Origin of the sequence: Leclercia sp. J807 (genome assembly GCF_009734465.1) — a bacterium.
In the GTDB taxonomy this organism is placed as follows: domain Bacteria; phylum Pseudomonadota; class Gammaproteobacteria; order Enterobacterales; family Enterobacteriaceae; genus Enterobacter.
Genome location: NZ_CP046446.1, coordinates 1,941,104 through 1,963,895, shown reverse-complemented (window position 1 = coordinate 1,963,895; position 22,792 = coordinate 1,941,104). Strand labels below are relative to the sequence as shown.

General features: G+C 53.5%; 24 protein-coding genes and 1 other annotated feature. Of the genes, 6 read left to right on the top strand and 18 right to left on the bottom strand.

The features are described from left to right. Complete coding sequence (locus GNG26_RS09305; RefSeq protein ID WP_156238487.1) at positions 1-1,401, bottom strand: MFS transporter; 1,401 nt, start codon at positions 1,399-1,401, stop codon at positions 1-3. A gap of 236 nt (positions 1,402-1,637) precedes the next feature. Beyond that, positions 1,638-4,016, bottom strand: coding sequence for a phosphoenolpyruvate synthase (ppsA, locus tag GNG26_RS09300; protein ID WP_103823861.1), 2,379 nt, complete (start codon positions 4,014-4,016; stop codon positions 1,638-1,640). Between the two features lie 338 nt (positions 4,017-4,354). Between ppsA and GNG26_RS09295 the strand changes: the two genes are divergently transcribed. From GNG26_RS09295 to hemP, 3 genes are all read left to right on the top strand, one after another. After that, on the top strand, positions 4,355-5,188 hold the full coding sequence (locus GNG26_RS09295) for a pyruvate, water dikinase regulatory protein (protein ID WP_103823860.1): 834 nt from the start codon (positions 4,355-4,357) through the stop codon (positions 5,186-5,188). A gap of 153 nt (positions 5,189-5,341) precedes the next feature. Next, complete coding sequence (aroH, locus tag GNG26_RS09290) at positions 5,342-6,388, top strand: 3-deoxy-7-phosphoheptulonate synthase AroH (RefSeq protein ID WP_156238486.1); 1,047 nt, start codon at positions 5,342-5,344, stop codon at positions 6,386-6,388. A gap of 157 nt (positions 6,389-6,545) precedes the next feature. Next, a complete protein-coding gene (gene hemP, locus GNG26_RS09285; protein WP_156238485.1) occupies positions 6,546-6,782 on the top strand; it encodes a hemin uptake protein HemP in 237 nt (78 codons plus the stop codon). 33 nt (positions 6,783-6,815) lie between these two features. On the opposite strand, the gene selO is transcribed toward hemP, so the two are convergent. The 14 genes from selO to thrS all read right to left on the bottom strand — a co-directional run bounded on the left by selO (position 6,816) and on the right by thrS (position 19,426). Next, complete coding sequence (gene selO / locus GNG26_RS09280; protein ID WP_156238484.1) at positions 6,816-8,258, bottom strand: protein adenylyltransferase SelO; 1,443 nt, start codon at positions 8,256-8,258, stop codon at positions 6,816-6,818. 64 nt (positions 8,259-8,322) lie between these two features. Continuing rightward, positions 8,323-9,033, bottom strand: a complete 711-nt coding sequence (locus GNG26_RS09275; RefSeq protein ID WP_156238483.1) for an EAL domain-containing protein — start codon at positions 9,031-9,033, stop codon at positions 8,323-8,325. Positions 9,034-9,316: 283 nt separating this feature from the next. Then, positions 9,317-9,781, bottom strand: a complete 465-nt coding sequence (locus GNG26_RS09270) for an NlpC/P60 family protein (RefSeq protein WP_103179311.1) — start codon at positions 9,779-9,781, stop codon at positions 9,317-9,319. Positions 9,782-9,853: 72 nt separating this feature from the next. Further along, a complete protein-coding gene (gene btuD, locus GNG26_RS09265) occupies positions 9,854-10,609 on the bottom strand; it encodes a vitamin B12 ABC transporter ATP-binding protein BtuD (RefSeq protein ID WP_156238482.1) in 756 nt (251 codons plus the stop codon). Next, a complete protein-coding gene (locus GNG26_RS09260) occupies positions 10,609-11,160 on the bottom strand; it encodes a glutathione peroxidase (protein WP_156238481.1) in 552 nt (183 codons plus the stop codon). Before GNG26_RS09260 ends, btuD begins: the two co-directional genes overlap by 1 nt. A 35-nt stretch (positions 11,161-11,195) precedes the next feature. After that, entirely contained in the window at positions 11,196-12,176 is a 981-nt protein-coding gene (gene btuC, locus GNG26_RS09255; RefSeq protein ID WP_156238480.1) for a vitamin B12 ABC transporter permease BtuC, read from the bottom strand. Positions 12,177-12,277: 101 nt separating this feature from the next. Further along, positions 12,278-12,577, bottom strand: a complete 300-nt coding sequence (ihfA, locus tag GNG26_RS09250) for an integration host factor subunit alpha (protein ID WP_006820203.1) — start codon at positions 12,575-12,577, stop codon at positions 12,278-12,280. A 4-nt stretch (positions 12,578-12,581) separates the two neighbouring features. Next, positions 12,582-14,969 carry a phenylalanine--tRNA ligase subunit beta gene (gene pheT / locus GNG26_RS09245; protein ID WP_156238479.1) on the bottom strand — a complete coding sequence of 796 codons (2,388 nt, stop codon included), beginning with the start codon at positions 14,967-14,969 and terminating at the stop codon, positions 12,582-12,584. Between the two features lie 15 nt (positions 14,970-14,984). After that, positions 14,985-15,968 carry a phenylalanine--tRNA ligase subunit alpha gene (gene pheS, locus GNG26_RS09240; protein ID WP_103179306.1) on the bottom strand — a complete coding sequence of 328 codons (984 nt, stop codon included), beginning with the start codon at positions 15,966-15,968 and terminating at the stop codon, positions 14,985-14,987. A gap of 40 nt (positions 15,969-16,008) precedes the next feature. Then, positions 16,009-16,132: a sequence feature (Phe leader region), on the bottom strand. Next, positions 16,083-16,127, bottom strand: coding sequence for a pheST operon leader peptide PheM (pheM, locus tag GNG26_RS09235; RefSeq protein WP_001386830.1), 45 nt, complete (start codon positions 16,125-16,127; stop codon positions 16,083-16,085). It overlaps the preceding feature by 45 nt. 117 nt (positions 16,133-16,249) lie before the next feature. Continuing rightward, positions 16,250-16,606, bottom strand: coding sequence for a 50S ribosomal protein L20 (rplT, locus tag GNG26_RS09230; protein WP_000124850.1), 357 nt, complete (start codon positions 16,604-16,606; stop codon positions 16,250-16,252). Between the two features lie 50 nt (positions 16,607-16,656). Further along, positions 16,657-16,854 (bottom strand): 50S ribosomal protein L35, encoded by a 198-nt coding sequence (gene rpmI, locus GNG26_RS09225; protein WP_001124225.1) that lies wholly within the window; start codon positions 16,852-16,854, stop codon positions 16,657-16,659. 97 nt (positions 16,855-16,951) lie between these two features. Then, complete coding sequence (gene infC / locus GNG26_RS09220; protein WP_023616141.1) at positions 16,952-17,494, bottom strand: translation initiation factor IF-3; 543 nt, start codon at positions 17,492-17,494, stop codon at positions 16,952-16,954. A gap of 3 nt (positions 17,495-17,497) precedes the next feature. Next, positions 17,498-19,426 (bottom strand): threonine--tRNA ligase, encoded by a 1,929-nt coding sequence (thrS, locus tag GNG26_RS09215; protein WP_156238478.1) that lies wholly within the window; start codon positions 19,424-19,426, stop codon positions 17,498-17,500. 315 nt (positions 19,427-19,741) lie between these two features. On the opposite strand from thrS, the gene yncL reads away from it, so the two are divergent. Beyond that, positions 19,742-19,846, top strand: a complete 105-nt coding sequence (yncL, locus tag GNG26_RS09210; RefSeq protein WP_309236337.1) for a stress response membrane protein YncL — start codon at positions 19,742-19,744, stop codon at positions 19,844-19,846. A 99-nt stretch (positions 19,847-19,945) separates the two neighbouring features. Next, a complete protein-coding gene (gene yniD, locus GNG26_RS09205) occupies positions 19,946-20,053 on the top strand; it encodes a small membrane protein YniD (RefSeq protein WP_103823852.1) in 108 nt (35 codons plus the stop codon). Positions 20,054-20,240: 187 nt separating this feature from the next. Here the strand turns inward: yniD and GNG26_RS09200 are convergent, their stop codons facing one another. After that, positions 20,241-20,474 carry a hypothetical protein gene (locus tag GNG26_RS09200; protein WP_103823851.1) on the bottom strand — a complete coding sequence of 78 codons (234 nt, stop codon included), beginning with the start codon at positions 20,472-20,474 and terminating at the stop codon, positions 20,241-20,243. A gap of 256 nt (positions 20,475-20,730) precedes the next feature. After that, positions 20,731-21,489, bottom strand: a complete 759-nt coding sequence (locus tag GNG26_RS09195) for a YdiY family protein (RefSeq protein ID WP_114315230.1) — start codon at positions 21,487-21,489, stop codon at positions 20,731-20,733. 292 nt (positions 21,490-21,781) lie between these two features. Between GNG26_RS09195 and pfkB the strand changes: the two genes are divergently transcribed. Next, a complete protein-coding gene (pfkB, locus tag GNG26_RS09190) occupies positions 21,782-22,714 on the top strand; it encodes a 6-phosphofructokinase II (protein ID WP_156238477.1) in 933 nt (310 codons plus the stop codon). Positions 22,715-22,792: the final 78 nt, after the last annotated feature.

Below are 22,792 nucleotides of genomic sequence, written 5' to 3'. Positions count from 1 at the left end.
TTACTCCTGAGTTGCGGAATGAATTGCCGGGCTGAGGTGCCCAGCCTCGTTACGGGTTTCACGTTTGCTTGCGAGTTCACGCGCAATGTTATCCACCAGTCGGCTGTTGAGCTTGTAGACCGCCAGCAGTAGCACCATGCAAATAAACAGGCCGCAGGGGATCAGGGTGAACAAGGCGTTGATCGTAGAGAGCACGTGCGGGGTCTGGGTGGCCTCTCCCGGCGCGTAATCCACCATCCCCAGCACCCAGCCCACCACGGCACCGCCCAGCGCAAGACCAAATTTGATGGCGAACAGCGCGGTAGAGAACACCAGCCCGTCGAGTCGGCGGCCGCTGCGATGCTCTTCGTAGTCCACCACGTCCGAGAACATGGTCCACTGGAGCGGCGTGGTCAGGTTTTGTATGAAGCTAAAGATGATATTCAAACCAAAGATCAGCCAGACCTGGGAAGGCGGAATGAAGAAAATCAGCGCGCCAAAAATAACGAAGGTAATAATGGTCCACTGATATGCGCGAACCCGGTCAAATTTTCCCAGCAGGCGTTCGGATAATAAAGCGCCGCTCAGCGAAGCCACCATCCCCGAGACAATAAAAGCAAAAATCAGCTCAGGCCGCAGCAGAACATATTTCACGTAATACATCGTTGCTGATCCACGCGTGACCACCGCGGTGAGCAGGAGAATATTGAACAGGAAAACGATTCGCCACTGGCTATTTCCGGCCAGCAGTTTTAAATCCGTCAGCATTGAGCCCGAGGTGTCATTACGGGGAGAATAACGTTCGCGGGTCATAAAGAAACAGCAGAAGAATAAGATAATGCCTAATAACCCCATAAGGCTCATGGCATAAAAATAGCCCTTCTGAACGTTGTCATTGCCTAAATAAGAGACCAGCGGTAAGGCGATAACCGTGACGATCAGGCCGCCGATAAACGACAAACCAAAACGCCAGGATTGCAGGGAGTGGCGCTCGCGCGGATCCAGCGTCAGAGCGCCGGGCATGGCGCAGTAAGGTACGTTAATGGCGGAGTAGATAAGGCTTAAAATGGCGTAGGTGACGCAGGCATAGATAATTTTTGCCGTGGCGCCTACGTCCGGTACATAGAAGGTAATCAGGCAGCTGACGCCAAACGGAATGGCGAACCAGAGCAGCCAGGGGCGGAAACGACCGTGGCGGGTTTGGGTGCGATCGACCAGCGCGCCAATACAGGGATCGACAAAGGCATCCACTACCCTGACGACTAAAAACATGGTACCCATAATGGCCGCAGGCAGACCAAAAACATCGGTATAAAAGTAGGCCAAAAATAACGTCGCCGTTTGCCACACCAGCGCGCTGGCCATATCACCTAATCCATAGCCTATTTTATCCTTCGTACTCAATACAGAGGAAATTGTCATTTTTAATGAGCCTTTTTATCAGGTTAAAATTATTTCAACCAGCTGCGCAAGAATCAGATTCATGCGCATTCGAGGCTCAATTATTAGCAACGCCTTGCCTGCTAACAATTGTCTAAATTAACAGACAAATTATGATATTTAGTTTTTTGATTTATTTGTGATGGAGAGCAAGTCTCGGGGAAAATAAAAAAGGTGAGGATCAACATCCTCACCTTTTATCGTGCAGAACCTGAATGTTACTTGTTAAGTTCGGCCAGGCTCAGCCAGGTTTGTACTACGGTGTCCGGATTGAGGGACAGGCTATCGATCCCCTCTTCCATCAGCCATGCGGCAAAGTCTTCATGGTCGGAAGGTCCCTGACCACAGATACCCACGTACTTACCTTGCTTCTTCGCGGCACGGATGGCCATCGACAGCAGCGCTTTGACCGCCTCGTTACGCTCATCAAACAGCGCGGAAACCACGCCAGAGTCGCGATCCAGACCCAGCGCCAGCTGCGTCATATCGTTCGAGCCGATAGAGAAGCCGTCGAAGTGCTCAAGGAACTGTTCTGCCAGCAGGGCGTTGGACGGGATCTCACACATCATAATGATTTTGAGCCCGTTCTCGCCGCGCTTCAGCCCCTGACGCGCCAGTTCGTCAATGACCGCTTTCGCCTGATCCACGGTACGCACGAACGGCACCATGATCTCAACGTTGGTCAGCCCCATATCGTTGCGCACGCGTTTCACCGCTTCGCACTCCAGGGCAAAGCAGTCGCGGAAGCTGTCAGAGACATAACGACCGGCGCCACGGAAGCCCAGCATCGGGTTCTCTTCTTCTGGTTCGTAACGCTCGCCGCCCACCAGGTTGGCATATTCGTTAGATTTGAAGTCAGAGAGACGCACGATGACGCGTTTCGGGAAGAAGGCCGCACCCAGCGTCGCAATCCCTTCAGCCAGACGGCCAACATAGAACTCTTTCGGCGAGTCGTAGCCCTTCATCATCTCGCGGATCTCTTTTTGCAGCTTCTGATCCTGGTCATCGAACTCCAGCAGCGCACGCGGGTGAACCCCGATCATACGGTTGATGATGAACTCCAGACGCGCCAGGCCAACACCTTCATTAGGCAGGCAGGCGAAGTCAAACGCCCGGTCCGGGTTGCCGACGTTCATCATGATCTTCAGCGGCAGATCCGGCATGGTATCCACGCTGGAGCTCTTCACGCTGAAGTCCAGCAGCTCCGCGTAGACATAACCGGTGTCGCCTTCGGCGCAGGAGACGGTGACGTTCTCATCGTCCTTCATGCGTTCCGTGGCGTCACCACAGCCGACAACCGCCGGAATACCCAGCTCACGGGCGATGATCGCCGCGTGACAAGTACGACCGCCACGGTTGGTGACAATCGCCGAGGCCTTTTTCATGATCGGTTCCCAGTCCGGGTCGGTCATGTCAGTTACCAGCACATCGCCCGGCTGGATACGGTTCATTTCGCTGATGTCGTGGATCACTTTCACCGGGCCTGCGCCGATACGGTGGCCGATAGCACGGCCTTCAGCGATGATTTTGCCCTGGGCATGCAGGGTGTAACGCTCCATCACCTGGCCGCGGGAACGGACGGTTTCCGGGCGCGCCTGGACGATGAACAGTTTGCCGGTGTTACCGTCTTTGGCCCATTCGATATCCATCGGACGGCCATAGTGCTTCTCAATCTGCACCGCCTGCTTCGCCAGCTCCTGCACTTCGGCATCGGTCAGGGAGAAGCGGTCGCACTGTTCCTGCGGCACATCTTCAATACGAACCTGTTTGCCGTGCTCCTGGGTCGGGGCGTAAACCATGCGGATCTTTTTCGACCCCATAGTGCGGCGCACGATAGCCGGGCGATCCGCGGCCAGGGTTGGCTTGTGAACATAGAATTCGTCAGGGTTGACGGCACCCTGCACCACCATCTCGCCCAGACCCCAGGCAGAGGTGATAAAGACCACCTGATCGAAACCCGATTCGGTATCAATAGAGAACATCACACCTGATGAGGCCAGGTCTGAACGCACCATGCGCTGCACGCCCGCCGACAGCGCAACGCCGCGGTGGTCATAACCCTGATGCACGCGATAGGAGATTGCGCGGTCGTTAAACAGGGAGGCAAACACATGTTTTACCGCCACCAGCACCGCATCGTAGCCCTGCACGTTGAGGAAGGTCTCCTGCTGTCCGGCGAAGGAGGCATCCGGCATATCTTCTGCGGTCGCAGAGGAGCGCACGGCAAAGGAGGCCTGCGCATCGTCAGCGGAAAGCTGGTTGTAGGCGTCGTGAATGGCTTTTTCCAGTTCAGGCTGGAAAGGTGTGTCGATGATCCACTGGCGGATCTGAGCCCCGGCTTTAGCAAGCTCGGAGACATCATCAATGTCCGTATTATCCAGTAGTTCGTAAATGCGCTGGTTTACGCCGCTTTGATCCAGAAAATAGTTAAAAGCATCGGCGGTGGTAGCAAATCCATTCGGTACGGAGACACCCATACTGGACAGATTTGTAATCATTTCACCCAGGGAGGCATTTTTGCCTCCAACTCTGTCTACATCATTCATGCCGAGTTGGTTATACCAAAGCACCAGCGGTGACGAGCCATTGTTGGACATCGAAACAATCCTTTTATGATATATGAACGGGTTTTAAGAAGTTCCTTACTGCGTATTTATACTGTCATATTTATTCGCACTAAAAAAACGGTGAATCGTGTAAGCACTTTTATTTTTTAGCTTTTCAGACTCTTCCCGCTTAAATCCTAACCTGATGATTCTTATGGATTCCCACAAAAATACTCAGACTTTAGTGTGATTCTGAAAAATGAAACACCCCTTTCAATTAAAATAAAAATAGCGTTTCATTTTTATTTTCCAGCGTACATTGCCTGTTGTATTTTACTTTTTTAATTTATGCTTTCAGTCAATTACATCTGATATACCGAGTGTGCAAAATGGATAATGCTGTCGATCGCCACGTTTTTTATATTTCCGATGGTACGGCCATCACCGCCGAAGTACTGGGCCATGCGGTGATGTCGCAGTTCCCGGTTTCCATTAACAGCATTACCCTGCCGTTTGTGGAAAATGAGAGCCGCGCCAGAGCAGTGAAAGATCAAATCGATGCCATTTTTCAGCAGACCGGCGTGCGCCCGCTGGTCTTCTATTCGATTGTGATCCCGGAGATTCGCCAGATCATTTTACAGAGCGAAGGCTTTTGCCAGGATATCGTCCAGGCGCTGGTGGCCCCACTACAGCAGGAGATGAAACTGGATCCCACCCCGGTGGCGCACCGTACCCATGGCCTGAACCCGGCGAATATCACTAAATATGACGCGCGTATCGCCGCCATCGATTACACCCTCGCCCATGATGACGGTATCTCACTGCGTAATCTCGATCAGGCCCAGGTCATTCTGCTCGGCGTGTCGCGCTGCGGTAAGACCCCTACCAGCCTCTATCTGGCGATGCAGTTCGGGATCCGCGCCGCCAACTACCCCTTTATTGCCGATGATATGGATAATCTGGTACTCCCGGCGGCGTTAAAACCCCTGCAACATAAGCTGTTTGGTCTGACCATTAACCCGGAACGCCTGGCGGCCATCCGTGAAGAGCGCCGGGAAAACAGCCGCTACGCCTCCATGCGCCAGTGCCGTATGGAAGTGGCTGAAGTCGAAGCCCTGTACCGCAAAAACAATATTCCGTGTCTGAACAGCACCAACTATTCGGTCGAAGAGATCGCCACCAAAATTCTCGATATTATGGGCCTGAATCGCCGCATGTACTAACAGGCTAGTACATTAGTTCACGATCCTTTATACTTGCTCCCCATTACAGGGCACGTCTGTGCCCTGCACTTGAAATCAGCGGGGATTGGTTTAAGGTGATGCCCATCACTTCCCGGTAAGTTACCGATGAAGCACTACATTCTGAGAAATACCATGAATAAAACCGATGAACTCCGCACAGCGCGTATCGATAGCCTGGTGACGCCAGCAGAGCTGGCCCAGCGGTACCCTGTTTCTGCGGCAGTGGCCGAGAACGTGACAACGTCACGTAAACGTATTGAAAAAATCCTTAATGGGGACGATCGCCGCCTGCTGGTGATTGTAGGTCCCTGCTCTATTCACGATCTTGACGCCGCGATGGACTACGCCCAGCGCCTGAAAGGACTTCGGGATAAGCACCAGTCACGACTGGAGATCGTGATGCGAACCTACTTTGAGAAGCCGCGCACGGTGGTAGGCTGGAAGGGGCTGATCTCGGATCCCGATTTAAACGGCAGCTACCGGGTCAATCACGGCATCCAGCTGGCACGCAAACTGCTGTTGCAGGTCAACGAGCTTGGCGTGCCGACCGCCACTGAATTTCTCGATATGGTGACCGGACAGTTTATTGCCGATCTCATCAGCTGGGGGGCGATTGGTGCCCGTACCACCGAAAGCCAGATCCACCGTGAAATGGCCTCGGCGCTCTCCTGCCCGGTGGGCTTTAAAAACGGCACCGACGGCAATACCCGCATCGCGGTAGATGCCATCCGCGCCGCCCGCGCCAGCCATATGTTCCTGTCGCCGGACAAGAACGGTCAGATGACCATCTATCAGACCAGCGGCAATCCTTACGGCCACATCATTATGCGCGGCGGCAAACAGCCGAACTATCATCCGCAGGATATCGCGGAAGCCTGCGACACCCTGCGGGAGTTCGACCTGCCGGAACAGCTGGTAGTGGATTTTAGCCACGGTAACTGCCAGAAACAGCACCGTCGCCAGCTTGATGTCTGCGACGAGGTTTGCCAGCAGATCCGCAACGGCTCCAGCGCCATTGCCGGGGTGATGGCCGAAAGTTTCCTGCGCGAAGGTACGCAAAAAGTGGTGGTCGGCCAGCCTGTTACTTACGGCCAGTCAATTACCGATCCTTGCCTGAGCTGGGAAGATACTGAAGTGCTGCTGGATAAACTTGCGGCGGCGGTGGACTCACGCTTTTAGCACCTGCGCCGGGTGGCGGCTACGCCTTACCCGGCCTACAAACCCCTACCGTAGGCCCGGTAAGTTAAGCACCACCGGGCTTTTTTTCTGGGCGCATCTCTCAATCCCTTTACTTTTTCTCACAAAAACAGTTGCTGAACCGGTCAGTTTATCGATAATGATTATCAATGTTACATTGATTGCTATTTTAAAAACTTATATGTCACGTATGGATAACACTGCAGCAACGCTTGCCCGTCATGAAGACAAAAAAGCGCCGGCCCCGGAGGCGACCGATCGCCGTATCGACAGTAAACAGCTGCTGGGCGAAGAGGGACGCGTCATCATCGAGCATCATGGTCAGCACTACCTGTTGCGCCAGACACATGCCGGAAAACTCATCCTCACAAAATAACCCCTTCGCCACCGCAGCCGGTTTTCTCACGCGTTAGCTTGAGCAACTCACCTCAAGCCGCTTGCCCCAGTCTGGCGGGCGGCTGATATAGTCATCGTTACGGTCAGCAAACGGCGTCCGCAGGGCATCATGCAGGCGGTGAAGCTCAGCGTAATCGCCTTTTTCAGCCTGCTCGATCGCCCGCTGCGCCAGCCAGTTACGCAGCACCATCGCCGGGTTAACGGCATTCATTTGGGCCTGACGCACATCGTCGGCAACGTTCTCCTGCTGCAGGCGCGCGCGGTAAATCGCAAACCAGTCATCAAAGGCCTGACGGTCGATAAACTCATCGCGTAGCGGCGAAGCGGCGCTCTGCTGCTCGGTTTGCCCCAGCATGCGGAAGGTGCGGGTGTAGTCGCTGCCTTCGCGAGCCATCAGCGCAAACAGGTTATTCAGGAGGGTGTTATCGCCCTTCTCCTCGGTCATCAGCCCCAGCTTGCGGCGCATCAGTTTGCCGTATTGCTGCAGGAGCACCTCCTGGTAGCCATCCAGCGCGTCGTTGAGCGCTTCAACATCAATGAACGGCGACAGGGACTGGGCCAGACGCTGCAGGTTCCACAGCCCGACAGCAGGCTGGTTATCAAAGCTGTAACGCCCCTGATAGTCGGAGTGGTTGCAGATATAACCTGGCTGATAGTCGTCGAGGAAACCGTACGGGCCATAATCGATAGTCAGCCCGAGGATCGACATGTTATCGGTATTCATTACGCCATGAGCAAAGCCCACCGTCTGCCAGCTGGCGATCAGGGATGCGGTACGCGCCACCACGTCGCGGAACCAGAGAATGTACTTATCGGCCTCGTCCTGCCACTGCGGCCAGTGGTGACGAATAACAAAATCTGCCAGCTGGCGGACTTTCTCCGGCTCGCGGCGATAGTAGAAGTGTTCAAAATGGCCGAAACGGGCATGGCTCTGGGCAACACGGATGAGCATGGCCCCCTGCTCCATCGTCTCACGCGCGACGGGGGTATCGCTGGTGACAATCGACAGTGCGCGGGTAGTGGGAATGCCCAAGGCATGCATCGCCTCGGAAGCCAGGCTTTCGCGGATGGTGGAGCGCAGCACGGCGCGGCCATCGCCCATACGCGAGTATGGCGTGAGTCCGGCGCCTTTCAGGTGCCAGTCCATTGTTTGTCCATTGGCAAGCTGCTGTTCGCCAAGCAGGATCCCCCGCCCGTCTCCCAGTTGTCCGGCCCAGACGCCGAACTGGTGCCCGCTATAGACTTGCGCCAGCGGCTGCATGCCCGGCAGCAGTGTTTCGCCGCCAAAGACACCAGCGCCTTGTTCAGGGGTAAAGAGCGAGGCCGGGATTGCCAGTTCGTCTGCCAGCGCCGTGTTATGCCAGATTAGACGGGCATTGTTCAGGGGCGTGGGTTTCAGGGCCGTGTAAAAACCGGGTAGTTCATCATGCCAGTGCGCGGTAAAAGACAGGGTCATAGGTCCTCCTGCTTTTAGTGTAGTGGGTTTGTCAGATGTTAAACACCGGTTAAGACCAAGGTTATCACTGCACCAGCGACGTGATCCGCTCAAGGGGAACGGCAGGCCACAGGTTACCCTGCATGGCACTGAAGCCGTAAGCCGACAACCGTTGCAAGACGATCTCATCATTAACGCCCGCTACCATCAGCGACTGACAGTACGGCGATACCTGGGCAAAGATAGCCCGTAAAAAAGGATCGAAGGTATTTTCAGTAAGATGATTCTGAATGAAATTTTTATCCAGCGCCACGCGTTTAAACATGCCATCAAAAATGGCTTTGGTTGACGCATCCCCGGTTCCGAAATTACCCAACACCAGCGGAAAGCGCAGCGCGAAATTCATTAGCGTGGTATTTAAATTGCCTTTATTAAGGTCAGGGTAGTTTTCATAAATGGTGAACTCCAGCCATGGATATCGTTCACATATTGAAACACCTTCTTCTTCTGTTATCAGGTATTCAACGATGACTGGCGAGATATTTATCCAGGCGATGAGCTGTTGCTGAATAAAAAAGAGTTTGCAGGTTTCAAGCAAGGCGAGCTGCTCCTGAAACAGCATCAACTCCTGCACAGGCGTTAGCATAGGCCGCACCAGCTCGGTAGGTATGCGCACCTGGTTGTTAACGCCCACAAAGTTGACGTTTATTTCAAGTCCTTTTAGCGCTCCTGAGTCATGGCGCGCAGGGACCAATAAAAATTCTGTTTGATACGCAATATCCAGCATCACAATCATGGCATCCGTCCTGATTTAAAGACGATACATGACATCCTGAAACATATGCTGAAGCAATTCAACCTTATGGATTTTAATAAGAATAATTTCATTCGTTCCGTTTAATTTTCGGATTTTCCTTAGTCCTGAAATAATCTTATCCTGGTTGCTGTTTAATAGCCAGTATTCGCTAACTACCACAATTGCTTAACATTAATTCCCACCTCTGGTCCCTGTAAATTAATGCTCAGAAACGAATCTCATTTAAAGAGAAGCTGCGTCGCGCCCGGCTGGCGCGACGGGGTTAAATGCGCCGGGCTTGCCAGAAGTTTTTACGCCAGTAGACGTTATTAAGAGACGAACGCATCACGCCGCGGCTGGTCGAGGCGTGTATAAATTGGTTATCAGTATCGTATATCCCGACATGCAGACCGCTTTCTCCGGAACCGGTTTTAAAGAAGACCAGATCGCCCGGTAAGAGATCGTCTTTATCAATTTCGGTGCCTATTGTCGCCTGCTGGCGCGTTTCACGCGGCAACTGCAGGGCAAACTTGTCGCGAAACGTCAGCAGGACAAACCCCGAGCAGTCCACCCCACCGCGGGTCATGCCACCGTAGCGATAAGGCGTGCCCCCCCAGCTATGGAGCTGATCGTTAAGGCCTGCAATCACGGCGATAGAATCAGACAGCCGCGCGTTGGGCGGCGGTGCGCGATGACTGCTGCATCCTGCAAGAAATAGCGCGGCTACCAGGAGAAAACAGAATCGCATTCCCGACGAATCCTCTGATTTTTTGAATTTTCTGTAATTTAGCCTGTGAATATGTCGCTGTGCAACAAGCGGTTATTCCTGTGACGTCGAAATAATCATTCTGTGACCTTCGATGTCCAGACGGCGGAAAGACATCTCATACGCTTTCGCCAGATTCGGAGGCGTCAGCACGGCATCACGCGCCCCGCTGGCAATGAGCTGCCCCCGCTTCAGCAGCCAGACGCGATGCGCGTGGCGTAGCGTATGGTTGAGATCGTGGCTGCTCATGACCACCGCAACGCCCTGCTGTGACAGCGCGCTTAACGCTCTGTCGAGCGCCACCTGCTGGGCCACATCGAGACTGGTCATGGGTTCATCCAGCAGCAGCAGTTGACCGTGCGGATTGCCCTGGGGATGGATTTGCAGGATCACCGCTGCCAGCCGCACGCGCTGCCACTCTCCACCCGAAAGCTGGCTGACGTGGCGGGACAGCTTATCTTCAATACCCAGCATCGCTGCCACGTCACTTAACAGCGTTTTTTGCGGGCTATTGTGCTGATGCAGCATCAGATAGTGCCAGGCCGGCATGGCGAACGGCGCAGTTTGCTGCTGCGCCAGATATGCCCTGCGGCTGGCCAGCGACGTGGGCGACCAGCGTGAGAGGGGTTCCCCCAACAGGGTAATCTCCCCTTCACCACCGGTTAAACCCGCCATACGGGAGAGCAGCGTGCTTTTCCCGGCACCGTTCGGCCCGACAAGATGAACGATCTCCCCGCTATTGACGGTGATATCAAGCGGGCCCAGCCGGCCTTTCACCGCTACGGCGCTGAGCTGCATCAGGACGGTCATTAGCTGGCCAGCGCCTTTTCAACCGCAGAGGTGATGGCCGGATCGTCTGGGGTCATATCCGGTGAGAAGCGCTGGATGACGTTCCCGTCGCGACCGATCAGGAACTTCTCAAAGTTCCACAGGATGTCGTCCGGAGAGAGCGGTGCGCGCCCTTTGCTGGCCATACGCTCATAAAAACCGCTACCCTCTGGCGCCACGGCGGTCGGTGCTGCCGCAATCAGCTTCTGATAAACCGGATGGCGGTTCTCACCGTTAACATCCACTTTGCTGAACATCGGGAAGGTTACGCCATAGGTTGTGCTGCAGAATGTTTTGATCTCTTCTTCGCTGCCTGGCTCCTGGCCGAGGAACTGATTGCACGGGAAGCCCAGCACGCTGAACCCCTCTTTTTCCCATGTCTTTTGCATCGCTTCCAGCTGCTCGTACTGGGACGTCAAACCGCATTTAGAGGCCACGTTAACCACCAGCAGCACTTTGCCTTTGTAGCTTTCCAGAGTGGTCTTTTCTCCATCAATGGTCGTCACTTCGGTGTTCAGAATATCGTTCGGCATAACATTCCCTCAGGTTGATGTTCAGAGTGGCAGCCTCAGCGGCCCGCTTTTAATAATAGCCAGATAAATACCGGTGCTCCCAGCGTAGCGGTGACAACACCAATCGGCAACTCTGCCGCGGTCAGTGCCAGACGCGCAATGATGTCGGCAATAAGCAGCGTAGCGCCGCCTGTCACGGCCGCAGCAGGCAGCAGCAACCGATGGTCGGTGATGCCACACAAACGCAGCATATGGGGGATAACAAGGCCGATAAATCCGATGGCGCCAGACAGCGCCACGCCCACGCCCACCATCCAGCCAATGGCGATCACCAGAATGTTTCGCCAGAAGGTTAGCGGCAATCCCAGCTGGCGAGCAGAGACTTCGCCCAGCGCCAGGATGTTCAGCGGCGCGGCCTGAAAGCAGCCCCAGACGATGGCAGGCACCAGCAGCAGCATCAGCCAGCCCTGTTCCCAATTCACGCCACCGAAGCCGCCCATCATCCAGTACATCAGCTGACGCAAATCAAATGAGGTAGAAAAATAGACCGCCCAGGTCATCAGGGCGCTACAGATGATGCCCAGCGCCACTCCGGCAAGCAGCAGACGGCTCACTGAGAGATGACGGCGGGCGAAGCGCAACAGAATAAGGGTAATGATGAGTGCCCCGGCAATAGCGCAGAGGCTCAGTTCCCATCCGGACAGGGCTCCCCCACCCAGCATCACAGCGGCAATCAACCCGACACCCGCCCCGTTCGAAACGCCCAACAGGCCAGGCTCCGCCAGCGGGTTATCAAACAGCGCCTGCATGATTGTCCCGCTTAGCGCCAGCGCAGCGCCCACCAGCACCACGGCCAGGGTACGCGGCAGTCGGATCTGCCAGATAAACAGCTCCCCCTGCGGCGTAAACCACGACTGCGGCCCGATCCATTGATCGCCCGCGCAGAGGCTCAGCCCTAGCGCGGTGATCAGCGCCAGCAGCAGTAAGAGCACTTTACGTAGATCGGAACGGTATTGCAGACGGGCAAATTCAGACATTGGAATCATTTTGCGGGAAAAAGATGTAATTGATTTTACGGTGGGTTTACAGCAGCGCAAAGAAAAAAGGCCGCTTTCGCGGCCTTTTTAGTTAGATCATCTCACTCTGCTTTGGGTGAAGCATTTTCGACACGGCTTTTTAACTTCTGGCCGGGTCTGAAGGTCACCACGCGGCGAGCCGTAATGGGAATATCCTCACCCGTCTTCGGGTTACGACCCGGACGTTGATTCTTGTCGCGCAAATCAAAGTTACCAAAGCCGGAGAGTTTCACCTGCTCACCGTTTTCCAGAGCGCGACGGATCTCTTCGAAAAACAGCTCAACCAGCTCTTTGGCATCCCGTTTGCTAAGCCCAAGCTTATCAAACAGATATTCGGACATTTCAGCTTTTGTAAGCGCCATAGGTTCAATCCCTCAATGATGCCTGGAATCGCTCTTTTAATGCCTCTACACATTTGGCAACGGTAGCGGCAATCTCCTCTTCTTCGAGTGTACGGCTGGTATCCTGAAGGATCAGACTGATAGCCAGGCTCTTAAAGCCCTCTGCCACGCCCTTGCCGCGGTACACGTCAAATAAGTTTACGCCAACTACCTGATTTACGCCAACTTTCTTACATTCGGCCAAAATATCTGCGGCAGGCACATTTTCAGCCACCACAACGGCGATATCACGACGGTTTGCCGGGAAGCGAGAAATCTCCTGAGCCTGAGGAATGACGCGGTCTGCGACCTTGTTCCACTCCAGTTCAAACGCCAGTGTACGGCCATTGAGATCGAGTTTGCGTTCCAGTTCCGGATGCACAACACCAATGAAACCAACGCGTTCACCTTTCAGATAAATCGCGGCGCTCTGACCCGGATGCAGCGCCGGAATGGCTTCAGCACGGAACTCAATTTCAGACAATTTACCGGTCAGATCCAGCACCGATTCCAGATCGCCTTTCAGGTCGTAAAAATCAACGCTGTTTTTGCTGAGATCCCAGTGCTCTTCATAGCGGTTGCCGCAGATAGCGCCCGCCAGCATCAGATCCTGACGGATACCCAGGCTCGCCTGAGTGTCCGGCACAAAGCGCAGCCCGGTTTCGAAAATGCGCACGCGGCTCTGCTGACGGTTCTGGTTGTAAACGATGGTGCCCAGCAGGCCGGTCAGCAGCGACAGGCGCATAGCGGACATTTCGCTGGAGATTGGGCTTGGCAGGATCAACGCTTCCTGGCCCGGATGGATCAGCTGCTGCACTTTCGGGTCAACGAAGCTGTAGGTGATCACTTCCTGGTAGCCTTTATCGTTCAGCATGGTTTTCACACGCTTCAGAGAGAGGTCGGCTTCGCGATGGGAGCCCATCACCAGGCCTGCCTGCACCGGCTCATCAGGGATGTTGTTGTAGCCGTAAACGCGGGCCACTTCTTCCACCAGATCTTCTTCGATCTCCATATCGAAACGCCAGCTTGGCGCAACGGCTGTCCACTGGTCCTGACCTTCGGTCACGTCGCAGCCCAGACGACGCAGAATGTCGCTCACCTGCGCATCGGCAATGTGGTGGCCAATCAGGCGGTCCAGCTTGCTGCGGCGCAGGGTAATGGTCGCAGGCTTCGGCAGATGCGCCTCGCTGGTCATATCAACAACCGGACCGGCTTCCCCACCGCAGATGTCGATCAGCAGGCGGGTAGCGCGCTCCATGGCTTTGTACTGCAGCGCTGGATCCACGCCGCGCTCATAGCGGTGAGAAGCGTCGGTATGCAGGCCGTGACGACGTGCGCGACCGGTAATGGAGAGCGGGCTGAAGAATGCACATTCCAGCAGCACGTTCTGGGTTTCATCGTTCACGCCGGAGTGGTCGCCGCCAAAGATCCCGCCCATCGCCAGCGCCTGGCCGTGGTCGGCAATCACCAGCGTGTCGGCATTAAGTTTGGCTTCGCTGCCGTCGAGCAGAACCAGGGTCTCGCCCTCTTTCGCCATACGAACCACAATGCCGCCTTCGATGCGATCTTTATCGAACGCGTGCATTGGCTGACCCAGTTCCAGCAGAACGTAGTTGGTCACATCAACCACCGCATCGATGGAGCGGATGCCGCAGCGACGCAGCTTCTCTTTCATCCACAGCGGAGTGGGTGCCTTCACGTTAATGCCTTTAACCACACGGCCAAGGTAGCGCGGACAGGCATCCGGTGCGTCAACCTGAATAGATACGGTATCGTTGATGGTGGCAGCAACCGGTGCAATCTCTGGCACGTTCAGTTCGGTCTGGTTCAGCACAGCGACGTCGCGCGCAACGCCGATAATGCCTAAGCAGTCGGCACGGTTCGGGGTCACGCTGATTTCGATGGTGTTGTCATCGAGCTTCAGGTATTCGCGCAGGTCGGTACCGATCGGTGCATCTGCTGGCAGCTCAATGATGCCAGAGTGATCGTCAGAAATACCCAGTTCAGAGAAAGAGCACAGCATGCCTTCTGATGGCTCGCCGCGCAGTTTCGCCGCTTTAATTTTGAAATCGCCAGGCAGCACCGCCCCAACGGTCGCCACGGCTACCTTCAGGCCCTGACGGCAGTTTGGCGCGCCGCAGACGATATCCAGCAGGCGTTCGCCGCCCACGTTTACTTTGGTAACACGCAGCTTGTCTGCATTCGGGTGCTGGCCGCATTCCACCACTTCACCCACAACCACGCCATTAAACGCGCCTGCAACCGGCTCAACGCCGTCCACTTCCAGGCCTGCCATGGTGATCTGGTTAGAGAGCGCCTCGCTGTCGAGCGCGGTGTTTACCCATTCGCGTAACCACAGTTCACTGAATTTCATTGTTCTGTCCTGCCCTTATTTAAACTGTTTGAGGAAACGCAAATCGTTTTCGAAGAAAGCGCGTAAGTCGGTCACGCCATAACGCAGCATGGTCAGACGCTCCATCCCCATACCGAACGCAAAGCCGGAGTAAACTTCCGGGTCGATGCCGACGTTACGCAGGACGTTCGGGTGCACCATGCCGCAGCCCAGCACTTCCAGCCATTTGCCATTTTTACCCATCACGTCGACTTCAGCAGAAGGTTCAGTGAACGGGAAGTAGGAAGGACGGAAACGGATCTGCAGATCTTCTTCAAAGAAGTTGCTCAGGAAGTCGTGCAGAGTGCCTTTCAGGTTGGTAAAGCTGATGTTTTTATCCACGATCAGCCCTTCCATCTGATGGAACATTGGGGTGTGGGTCTGATCGTAGTCGTTACGATAGACGCGGCCCGGCGCGATAATGCGGATTGGCGGCTGCTTCTCTTTCATGGTGCGGATCTGCACGCCAGAGGTCTGGGTGCGCAGCAGACGGGTAGCATCGAACCAGAAAGTGTCGTGGTCAGCACGTGCCGGGTGATGGCCTGGGATATTCAGGGCATCGAAGTTATGGTAATCGTCTTCGATTTCCGGGCCGGTCGCCACGGTAAAGCCGAGCTCACCGAAGAAACTTTCAATGCGGTCGATAGTCCGCGTAACCGGGTGCAGGCCACCGTTTTCAATACGACGACCCGGCAGGGAGACGTCGATGGTTTCTGCAGCCAGACGGGCGTTCAGCGCAGCGCTTTCCAGCGCGTTTTTACGCTCGTTCAGCGCCTGCTGAACCTGCTCTTTGGCTTCGTTAATTACCGCACCTGCAGCCGGGCGCTCTTCTGGCGGCAATTCACGCAGGGTAGTCATTTGAAGGGTCAATTGCCCTTTCTTGCCCAGATATTCCACGCGGACATTGTCTAACGCGGCAACATCTGAGGCCTGGTTAATGGCGGCCGTTGCACTGGCAACCAGCTCTGCGAGATGTGACATGGTTTTCCTCGTTATGTAGCGATATTTACAAGCGGCAGATACGAAAAAAGCCTCCATCAGGAGGCTTTCTGGCGCTGTTTTCCGTTTCGTCTTTCACGCGCTAGCCTCCTGATGTCAGGTGCTAAAGTAAAAGAAGAAGCGGAAAATAGCAGCATTCATGCTTGCGTTACCTTGTGTGGTATGGAACCTGTCGCCCTATTGAAAAGGGTCGCCAGAAAATTGTCAATGTTTTGATGCTGTTGAAACGAAAAGAGGGAGCAGAGCTCCCCCTTTCAACTGGCTTATGCCAGAGCTGCTTTCGCTTTTTCGACCAGAGCGGTGAACGCTACTTTATCGAATACGGCGATGTCAGCCAGGATCTTACGGTCGATTTCAACAGAGGCTTTTTTCAGGCCGTTGATGAATTTGCTGTAAGAAATACCGTTCTGACGTGCTGCTGCGTTGATACGCGCAATCCACAGTTGACGGAACTGACGCTTACGCTGACGACGGTCACGGTAAGCGTACTGACCTGCTTTGATAACAGCCTGGAAGGCAACGCGGTATACGCGTGAACGCGCACCGTAGTAGCCTTTAGCTTGTTTCAAAATTTTCTTGTGACGTGCACGTGCAATTACACCACGTTTTACGCGAGCCATGTGTGCTCTCCTGTATCTATTCTAAGTTAAAAAAGTTAAACGTTAACGACTTATGCGTACGGCAGGCACGCGATTACCAGGCCCAGATCGCCTTTAGAAACCATGGCTTTTGGACGCAGGTGACGTTTACGCTTGGTAGCTTTCTTAGTCAGAATGTGACGCAGGTTAGCGTGCTTGTGCTTAAAACCACCTTTACCGGTTTTTTTGAAGCGCTTAGCAGCACCGCGTACGGTCTTAATTTTTGGCATTTTAATAACTTCCACTTCGCATTGTTAAATAAACGAAACGTAGGCGAACAAAACCTGCGAAGCCTGTCGGCTCCACAGGAATTGTTACTTGAAGGCCTTACTGTTTCTTCTTAGGAGCGAGCACCATGATCATCTGGCGGCCTTCGATCTTCGTAGGGAAGGATTCGACTACTGCCAGTTCACTCAGATCGTCACGGACGCGGTTAAGCACTTCCATACCGATCTGTTGGTGGGCCATCTCACGACCGCGGAAACGCAGTGTGATCTTGGCCTTATCGCCATCTTCCAGAAAGCGAATCAGGCTGCGGAGTTTTACCTGATAATCGCCATCGTCGGTACCAGGACGGAATTTAATTTCCTTAACCTGGATAACTTTTTGCTTCTTCTTCTGTTCCTTAGAAGACTTACTCTTTTCATAAAGGAACTTGCCGTAGTCCATGATACGACAAACTGGCGGTTCGGCGTTAGGGCTGATTTCAACTAAATCTACTCCAGCTTCTTCAGCCTTTTCGATTGCTTCTCTCAGACTCACAATCCCCAGCTGCTCGCCTTCCAGACCTGTTAAGCGAACTTCCTGGGCGCGAATCTCGCCATTGATACGATTCGGACGTGCCGTTTGAACTCGTTTTCCGCCTTTAATACCTTATTCCTCCAGTTGTTGAAGACTGCGGCTGCGAATCTCTTGTTGCAGCTTCTCAATCACTTCACTTACGTCCAGGCTGCCCAGGTCTTTACCACGGCGGGTGCGAACGGCAACTTTGCCTGCTTCCACCTCTTTATCACCACAGACCAACATATACGGGACACGACGTAAAGTGTGCTCGCGGATTTTAAAGCCAATCTTCTCATTTCTCAAGTCTGCTTTTACGCGAATGCCCGCATTTTGTAGTTTCTGCGTCAATTCTTTAACGTAATCAGCCTGAGAATCGGTAATGTTCATCACCACTACCTGCACCGGCGCAAGCCAGGTTGGGAAGAAGCCAGCGAACTCTTCGGTCAGGATGCCGATGAAGCGCTCCAGAGAACCGAGAATCGCACGGTGAATCATTACCGGAACCTGACGCTCGTTGTCTTCGCCAACGTAAGAGGCGCTTAAACGCTGCGGCAGGGAGAAGTCCAGCTGTACAGTACCGCATTGCCATGCACGATCGAGGCAGTCATACAGGGTAAATTCAATCTTCGGACCGTAGAATGCGCCTTCGCCCAACTGGTATTCAAACGGGATACCGTTCTCTTCCAGCGCGACGGCCAGGTCCGCCTCAGCACGATCCCAGGTCTCGTCACTGCCGATACGTTTTTCAGGACGAGTTGAGAGTTTGACCACGATCTTCTCGAAGCCAAAGGTGCTGTACATATCGTAGACCATACGAATACAGGCGTTAACTTCATCACGCACCTGATCTTCAGTACAGAAGATGTGCGCGTCATCCTGCGTAAAGCCACGAACACGCATCAGGCCATGCAGCGCGCCTGATGGCTCGTTACGGTGGCAGCTACCGAACTCCGCCATACGCAGCGGAAGATCGCGGTAGGATTTCAGACCCTGGTTAAAGATCTGAACGTGACCCGGACAGTTCATCGGCTTGATGCAGTATTCACGGTTCTCAGAAGAGGTGGTGAACATCGCATCTTTGTAGTTGTCCCAGTGGCCGGTTTTTTCCCACAGCACACGGTCCATCATGAACGGGCCTTTCACTTCCTGATACTGATACTCTTTCAGCTTGGAGCGTACAAATGTCTCCAGTTCGCGGAAGATAGTCCAGCCATCGTTATGCCAGAACACCATACCCGGTGCCTCTTCCTGCATGTGATACAGGTCGAGCTGTTTACCGATTTTACGGTGGTCACGCTTCGCGGCTTCTTCCAGGCGCTGCAGGTACGCGTTCAGGGCTTTTTTGTCGGCCCAGGCAGTACCGTAGATGCGTTGCAGCATCTTGTTATTACTGTCGCCACGCCAGTAAGCGCCTGCGGTCTTCATCAGTTTGAAGTGATGGCAGAAACGCATGTTCGGCACGTGCGGTCCACGGCACATGTCGACATATTCTTCATGATGATACAAGCCAGGCTTATCATCATGGGCAATGTTTTCGTCAAGAATGGTGACTTTGTAGCTTTCGCCACGCTTCACGAAGGTTTCACGCGCTTCGTGCCAGCTCACTTTCTTCTTAATGACGTCATAGTTGCTCTCAGCCAGCTCGTGCATACGCTTTTCGAGGGCTTCGATATCTTCCTGGGTCAGGGTGTGGTCAAGGTCAACGTCATAGTAGAAGCCGTTGTCGATAACCGGGCCGATTGCCATTTTGGTATGAGGCCACAGCTGTTTGATCGCATGACCGAGCAGGTGCGCGCAGGAGTGACGAATGATCTCCAGACCTTCTTCGTCTTTCGCGGTGATGATCGACAGCTTCGCATCGTTTTCAATTAAATCGGAAGCATCAACCAGCTCACCGTCTACGCGGCCAGCGATAGTGGCTTTCGCCAGTCCTGGGCCGATATCCAGCGCAACATCCATTGGGCTGACGGCGCGGTCAAAATGGCGTTGGCTGCCATCAGGAAGAGTAATAACAGGCATTTTATGTCCTTATTTGCAGTGATGCCCCACACATAAGAGCATATGCAAAGAAAATAATCTTTAATTTACAGTGAATTGCAAAACCATCTGACCAACAATCGTCAAATTGGCCCGCAACCATGCACAGGATCGAAATCAGACAAATGACAATTTACGATCAGCCCGGAGATGGTAACACTAACAAAAGTGTGAAAACACCCTTTACAGGTAGAATGAACGCGTTAGTACTTTTGCATGAGTTTGACGTGGAATTTCAGACAGCTGCTCGCAATAGCGAGTTGCTGAGCTATTCTTGAACTGGTCCTTCAACATTCCATGGGGCAAATTATGAACGTATCCAGCAAAACAGTCGTTATCCTGAACATTCTTTCTGCCACCGCCTTACTCGTGATTCTGGCAGATAAGTTTCACTGGTTTTGACGCGGTTGTTGCAGGTGCCTGAGGATTTAGCACCCCGGTGAAGCGCAATTATCTTTGTTCTTTGGTAGACTACATGAATCAATGAACAAGGATGATCGGATGCCAACGAAACGCTTTTCAAAAAAACACTGGAAGATGGTGATTGTGTTAATCGCCATCTGCGTTGCCATGCTGTTATTACGCTGGGCGGCAATGATTTGGGGGTAATCGCAACGCTTTCCCCTGACCTGTAATGTTATTTTGCGTCGTGCCTTTAATAATGGCGCGAATATAAAACTTCGTTTTAATTAACTTTACAAAAACGACAAAAATAAAAAAACCGGTACGTCAAAATCCGGTTTTTTTTAGTGGCAATAACGGCCCGCAAATGAATTCAGGTAATCTGACAATTCAATCAGGACCATTCACCGGCGACCAGTTTATGCACGTCGAACGCGTCATCCATGGATTGCCCGGTAGATTGCGAGCCCGGGGCGATGTTCGATCCGGCTTCTACATCAGAGGCTTTGGTAATGCCGATTTGTGTAGAGGTGTCACTGGCAGAGTTATATACAGCGTCAGCGGCAAATACGCCGAATGACAGTGCAGAAAGCACCAATGCTGCAGATGCAGTTGTGATTTTATTCATAATGTTTTTCTCTTACTGAATTAATACAGACCAACTTAAGGCAATATCTAGCCTGTGTTCATAGTTTAGATCTGGATCACACTTTTGCATAGTCAAAATATTTATCAATTCGTGTCAAATAAATTGAATAGTTAACGAAGCGAGGAATTGTGGAGAGAATATGGAGATATCGGCTAGCGCTATATTTTAAAACGGTGTTTGTTATTTATCAGCACAAAAATCAAAAACGGGCCAATATAGACTTGGCCCGCGATAATTACATTTTGTAGCCCAGAGAGACGGTGGTTCTACGATCGGTATGTTCCGGCGCAGACGCTGGCGGCTCAGAGTTCCAGGTCACATTGTATGCAACTTTCAGCCCGAAATGGGCGTTGATTGCCACGTTAAGCGCGGTTTCGGAGTTGACGGTGGTGTCGTCAGCGCCAAAGACAGAAACGCCCTGGCTGAATTTCGCGTTTTCGGTCATCTGCCATGCATAGGTTCCGGACGCGTAGCCCAGCGGCTGGGTTTCCGTGTCGCCGTCGGTGTATTCGTCATAGCGTACGCCCGGACCAAATTCAAAGCGGAAGCTGTGTACCGGACCGTTCAGGAACTGTCGACCGTAACCGGCGGTCGCGACATCGCGCTCACGATAGCCGTTATAGCGATCGGTTAACCAGCTCGCCTGGCCAAACAGATAATCATAGTCGGTCATGTTGTAACGGCTACGCCCACCGACCGCATATTTCTCGGAAGAACGCTCATCGTTAGAGGAGGTATTGCTTGCGTTACCCCACAGCGACCAGGCGGTCGTGTTGCCGTACCAGGTCAGGGTGGTGTCTGCGGTCAGGGAAGAGCTTTTCGTATTGCCCGATTGCGCCAGATAACCTGCGTTAAGGTTGCCTTCGAAGGGTTTCTGTGCAGTGGAGGGATCATCCATGACAGTAAAAACGGAATCATCGGCTGCTGCATTCATTGACGCAAGCAGGCCTCCCGCTAACATCATCGCAGCGGGTACTGTCTTTAAGAGCTTCATTTATAAAGAGTCCGTACAACAAAAAAAGAGACCATTACGGTCCCGGAAACTTTCTTGCGGATCAATGCCATGGGATCCTTGGAAAGGTAACAAATTATAAAAAGGCTCAAATAACATAGCAATGATTTCTTGTTTCATTTTTGGAATAAGAACGATCTCAAAGCCCTCTAATATTTATAAAAAACAGTCACGTTACGTAAAGATATTTATATTAAAAATCATATTGTTATTACTTTCCCTTCTGTGGGTTCGGTGCCAGGCTTAATGCAAACCTCACTTACAGGAGATAAGCATGGATCGTATTTTTACGTTGACGCTCTCCCCTTCCCTGGACAGCGCTACCCTGACGGCACAAATCTATCCTGAAGGTAAACTCCGCTGCAGCGTGCCGGTCTTCGAGCCCGGCGGCGGTGGCATTAACGTCGCCCGGGCGATTACGCACCTGGGCGCAAAAGCCACAGCCATCTTTCCCGTGGGCGGTGCGACGGGTGAACATCTCGTCTCTCTCCTCGCCGACGAGCAGGTCGCCGTTGATACGGTTGAGGCCCAGGACTGGACCCGGCAAAACCTGCACGTTCACGTTGAATCCTCTAACGAGCAATACCGCTTTGTGATGCCTGGGGCGACGCTAAGCGAAGATGAGTTCCGCCAGCTGGAAGAGAAAGTGCTGGCCATCGAGAGCGGCGCATTGCTCGTTATCAGCGGTAGTCTGCCACCCGGCGTGAAAACTGAAAAACTGACGCAGCTGATCCACGCTGCCCAGCAGAACGGCATTCGCTGCATTGTCGACAGCTCCGGGGAGGCGCTCAGCGCCGCGCTGACCCTTGGCAATATTGAGCTGGTGAAACCCAACCAGAAAGAGCTGAGCGCGCTGGTCAATCGTGACCTCAGCCAGCCAGACGATGTACGTAAGGCCGCTGAGGAGTTGGTGAAAAGCGGCAAAGCGCGGCGGGTCGTCGTCTCCCTGGGTCCCCAGGGGGCGCTGGCCGTTGATGAAACCGGCTCGGTACAAGTGGTACCGCCGCCGATGAAAAGCCAGAGCACCGTTGGCGCAGGTGACAGCATGGTCGGCGCCATGACCCTGAAACTGGCGCAGGGCGCATCCTTACGGGAGATGACCCAGTACGGCGTGGCCGCAGGCAGCGCGGCAACCATTAATCACGGCACCCGGCTCTGTTCGCTGGAAGATACGCAGAAGATATTTAAGTATCTGGCAAATGCGTAATGGCGGCCCTCCCGGTTATCCGGCGAGGGCGACAAATAGCATGAATCGACTATGCTAAAAAATTTCGGGATAACAACG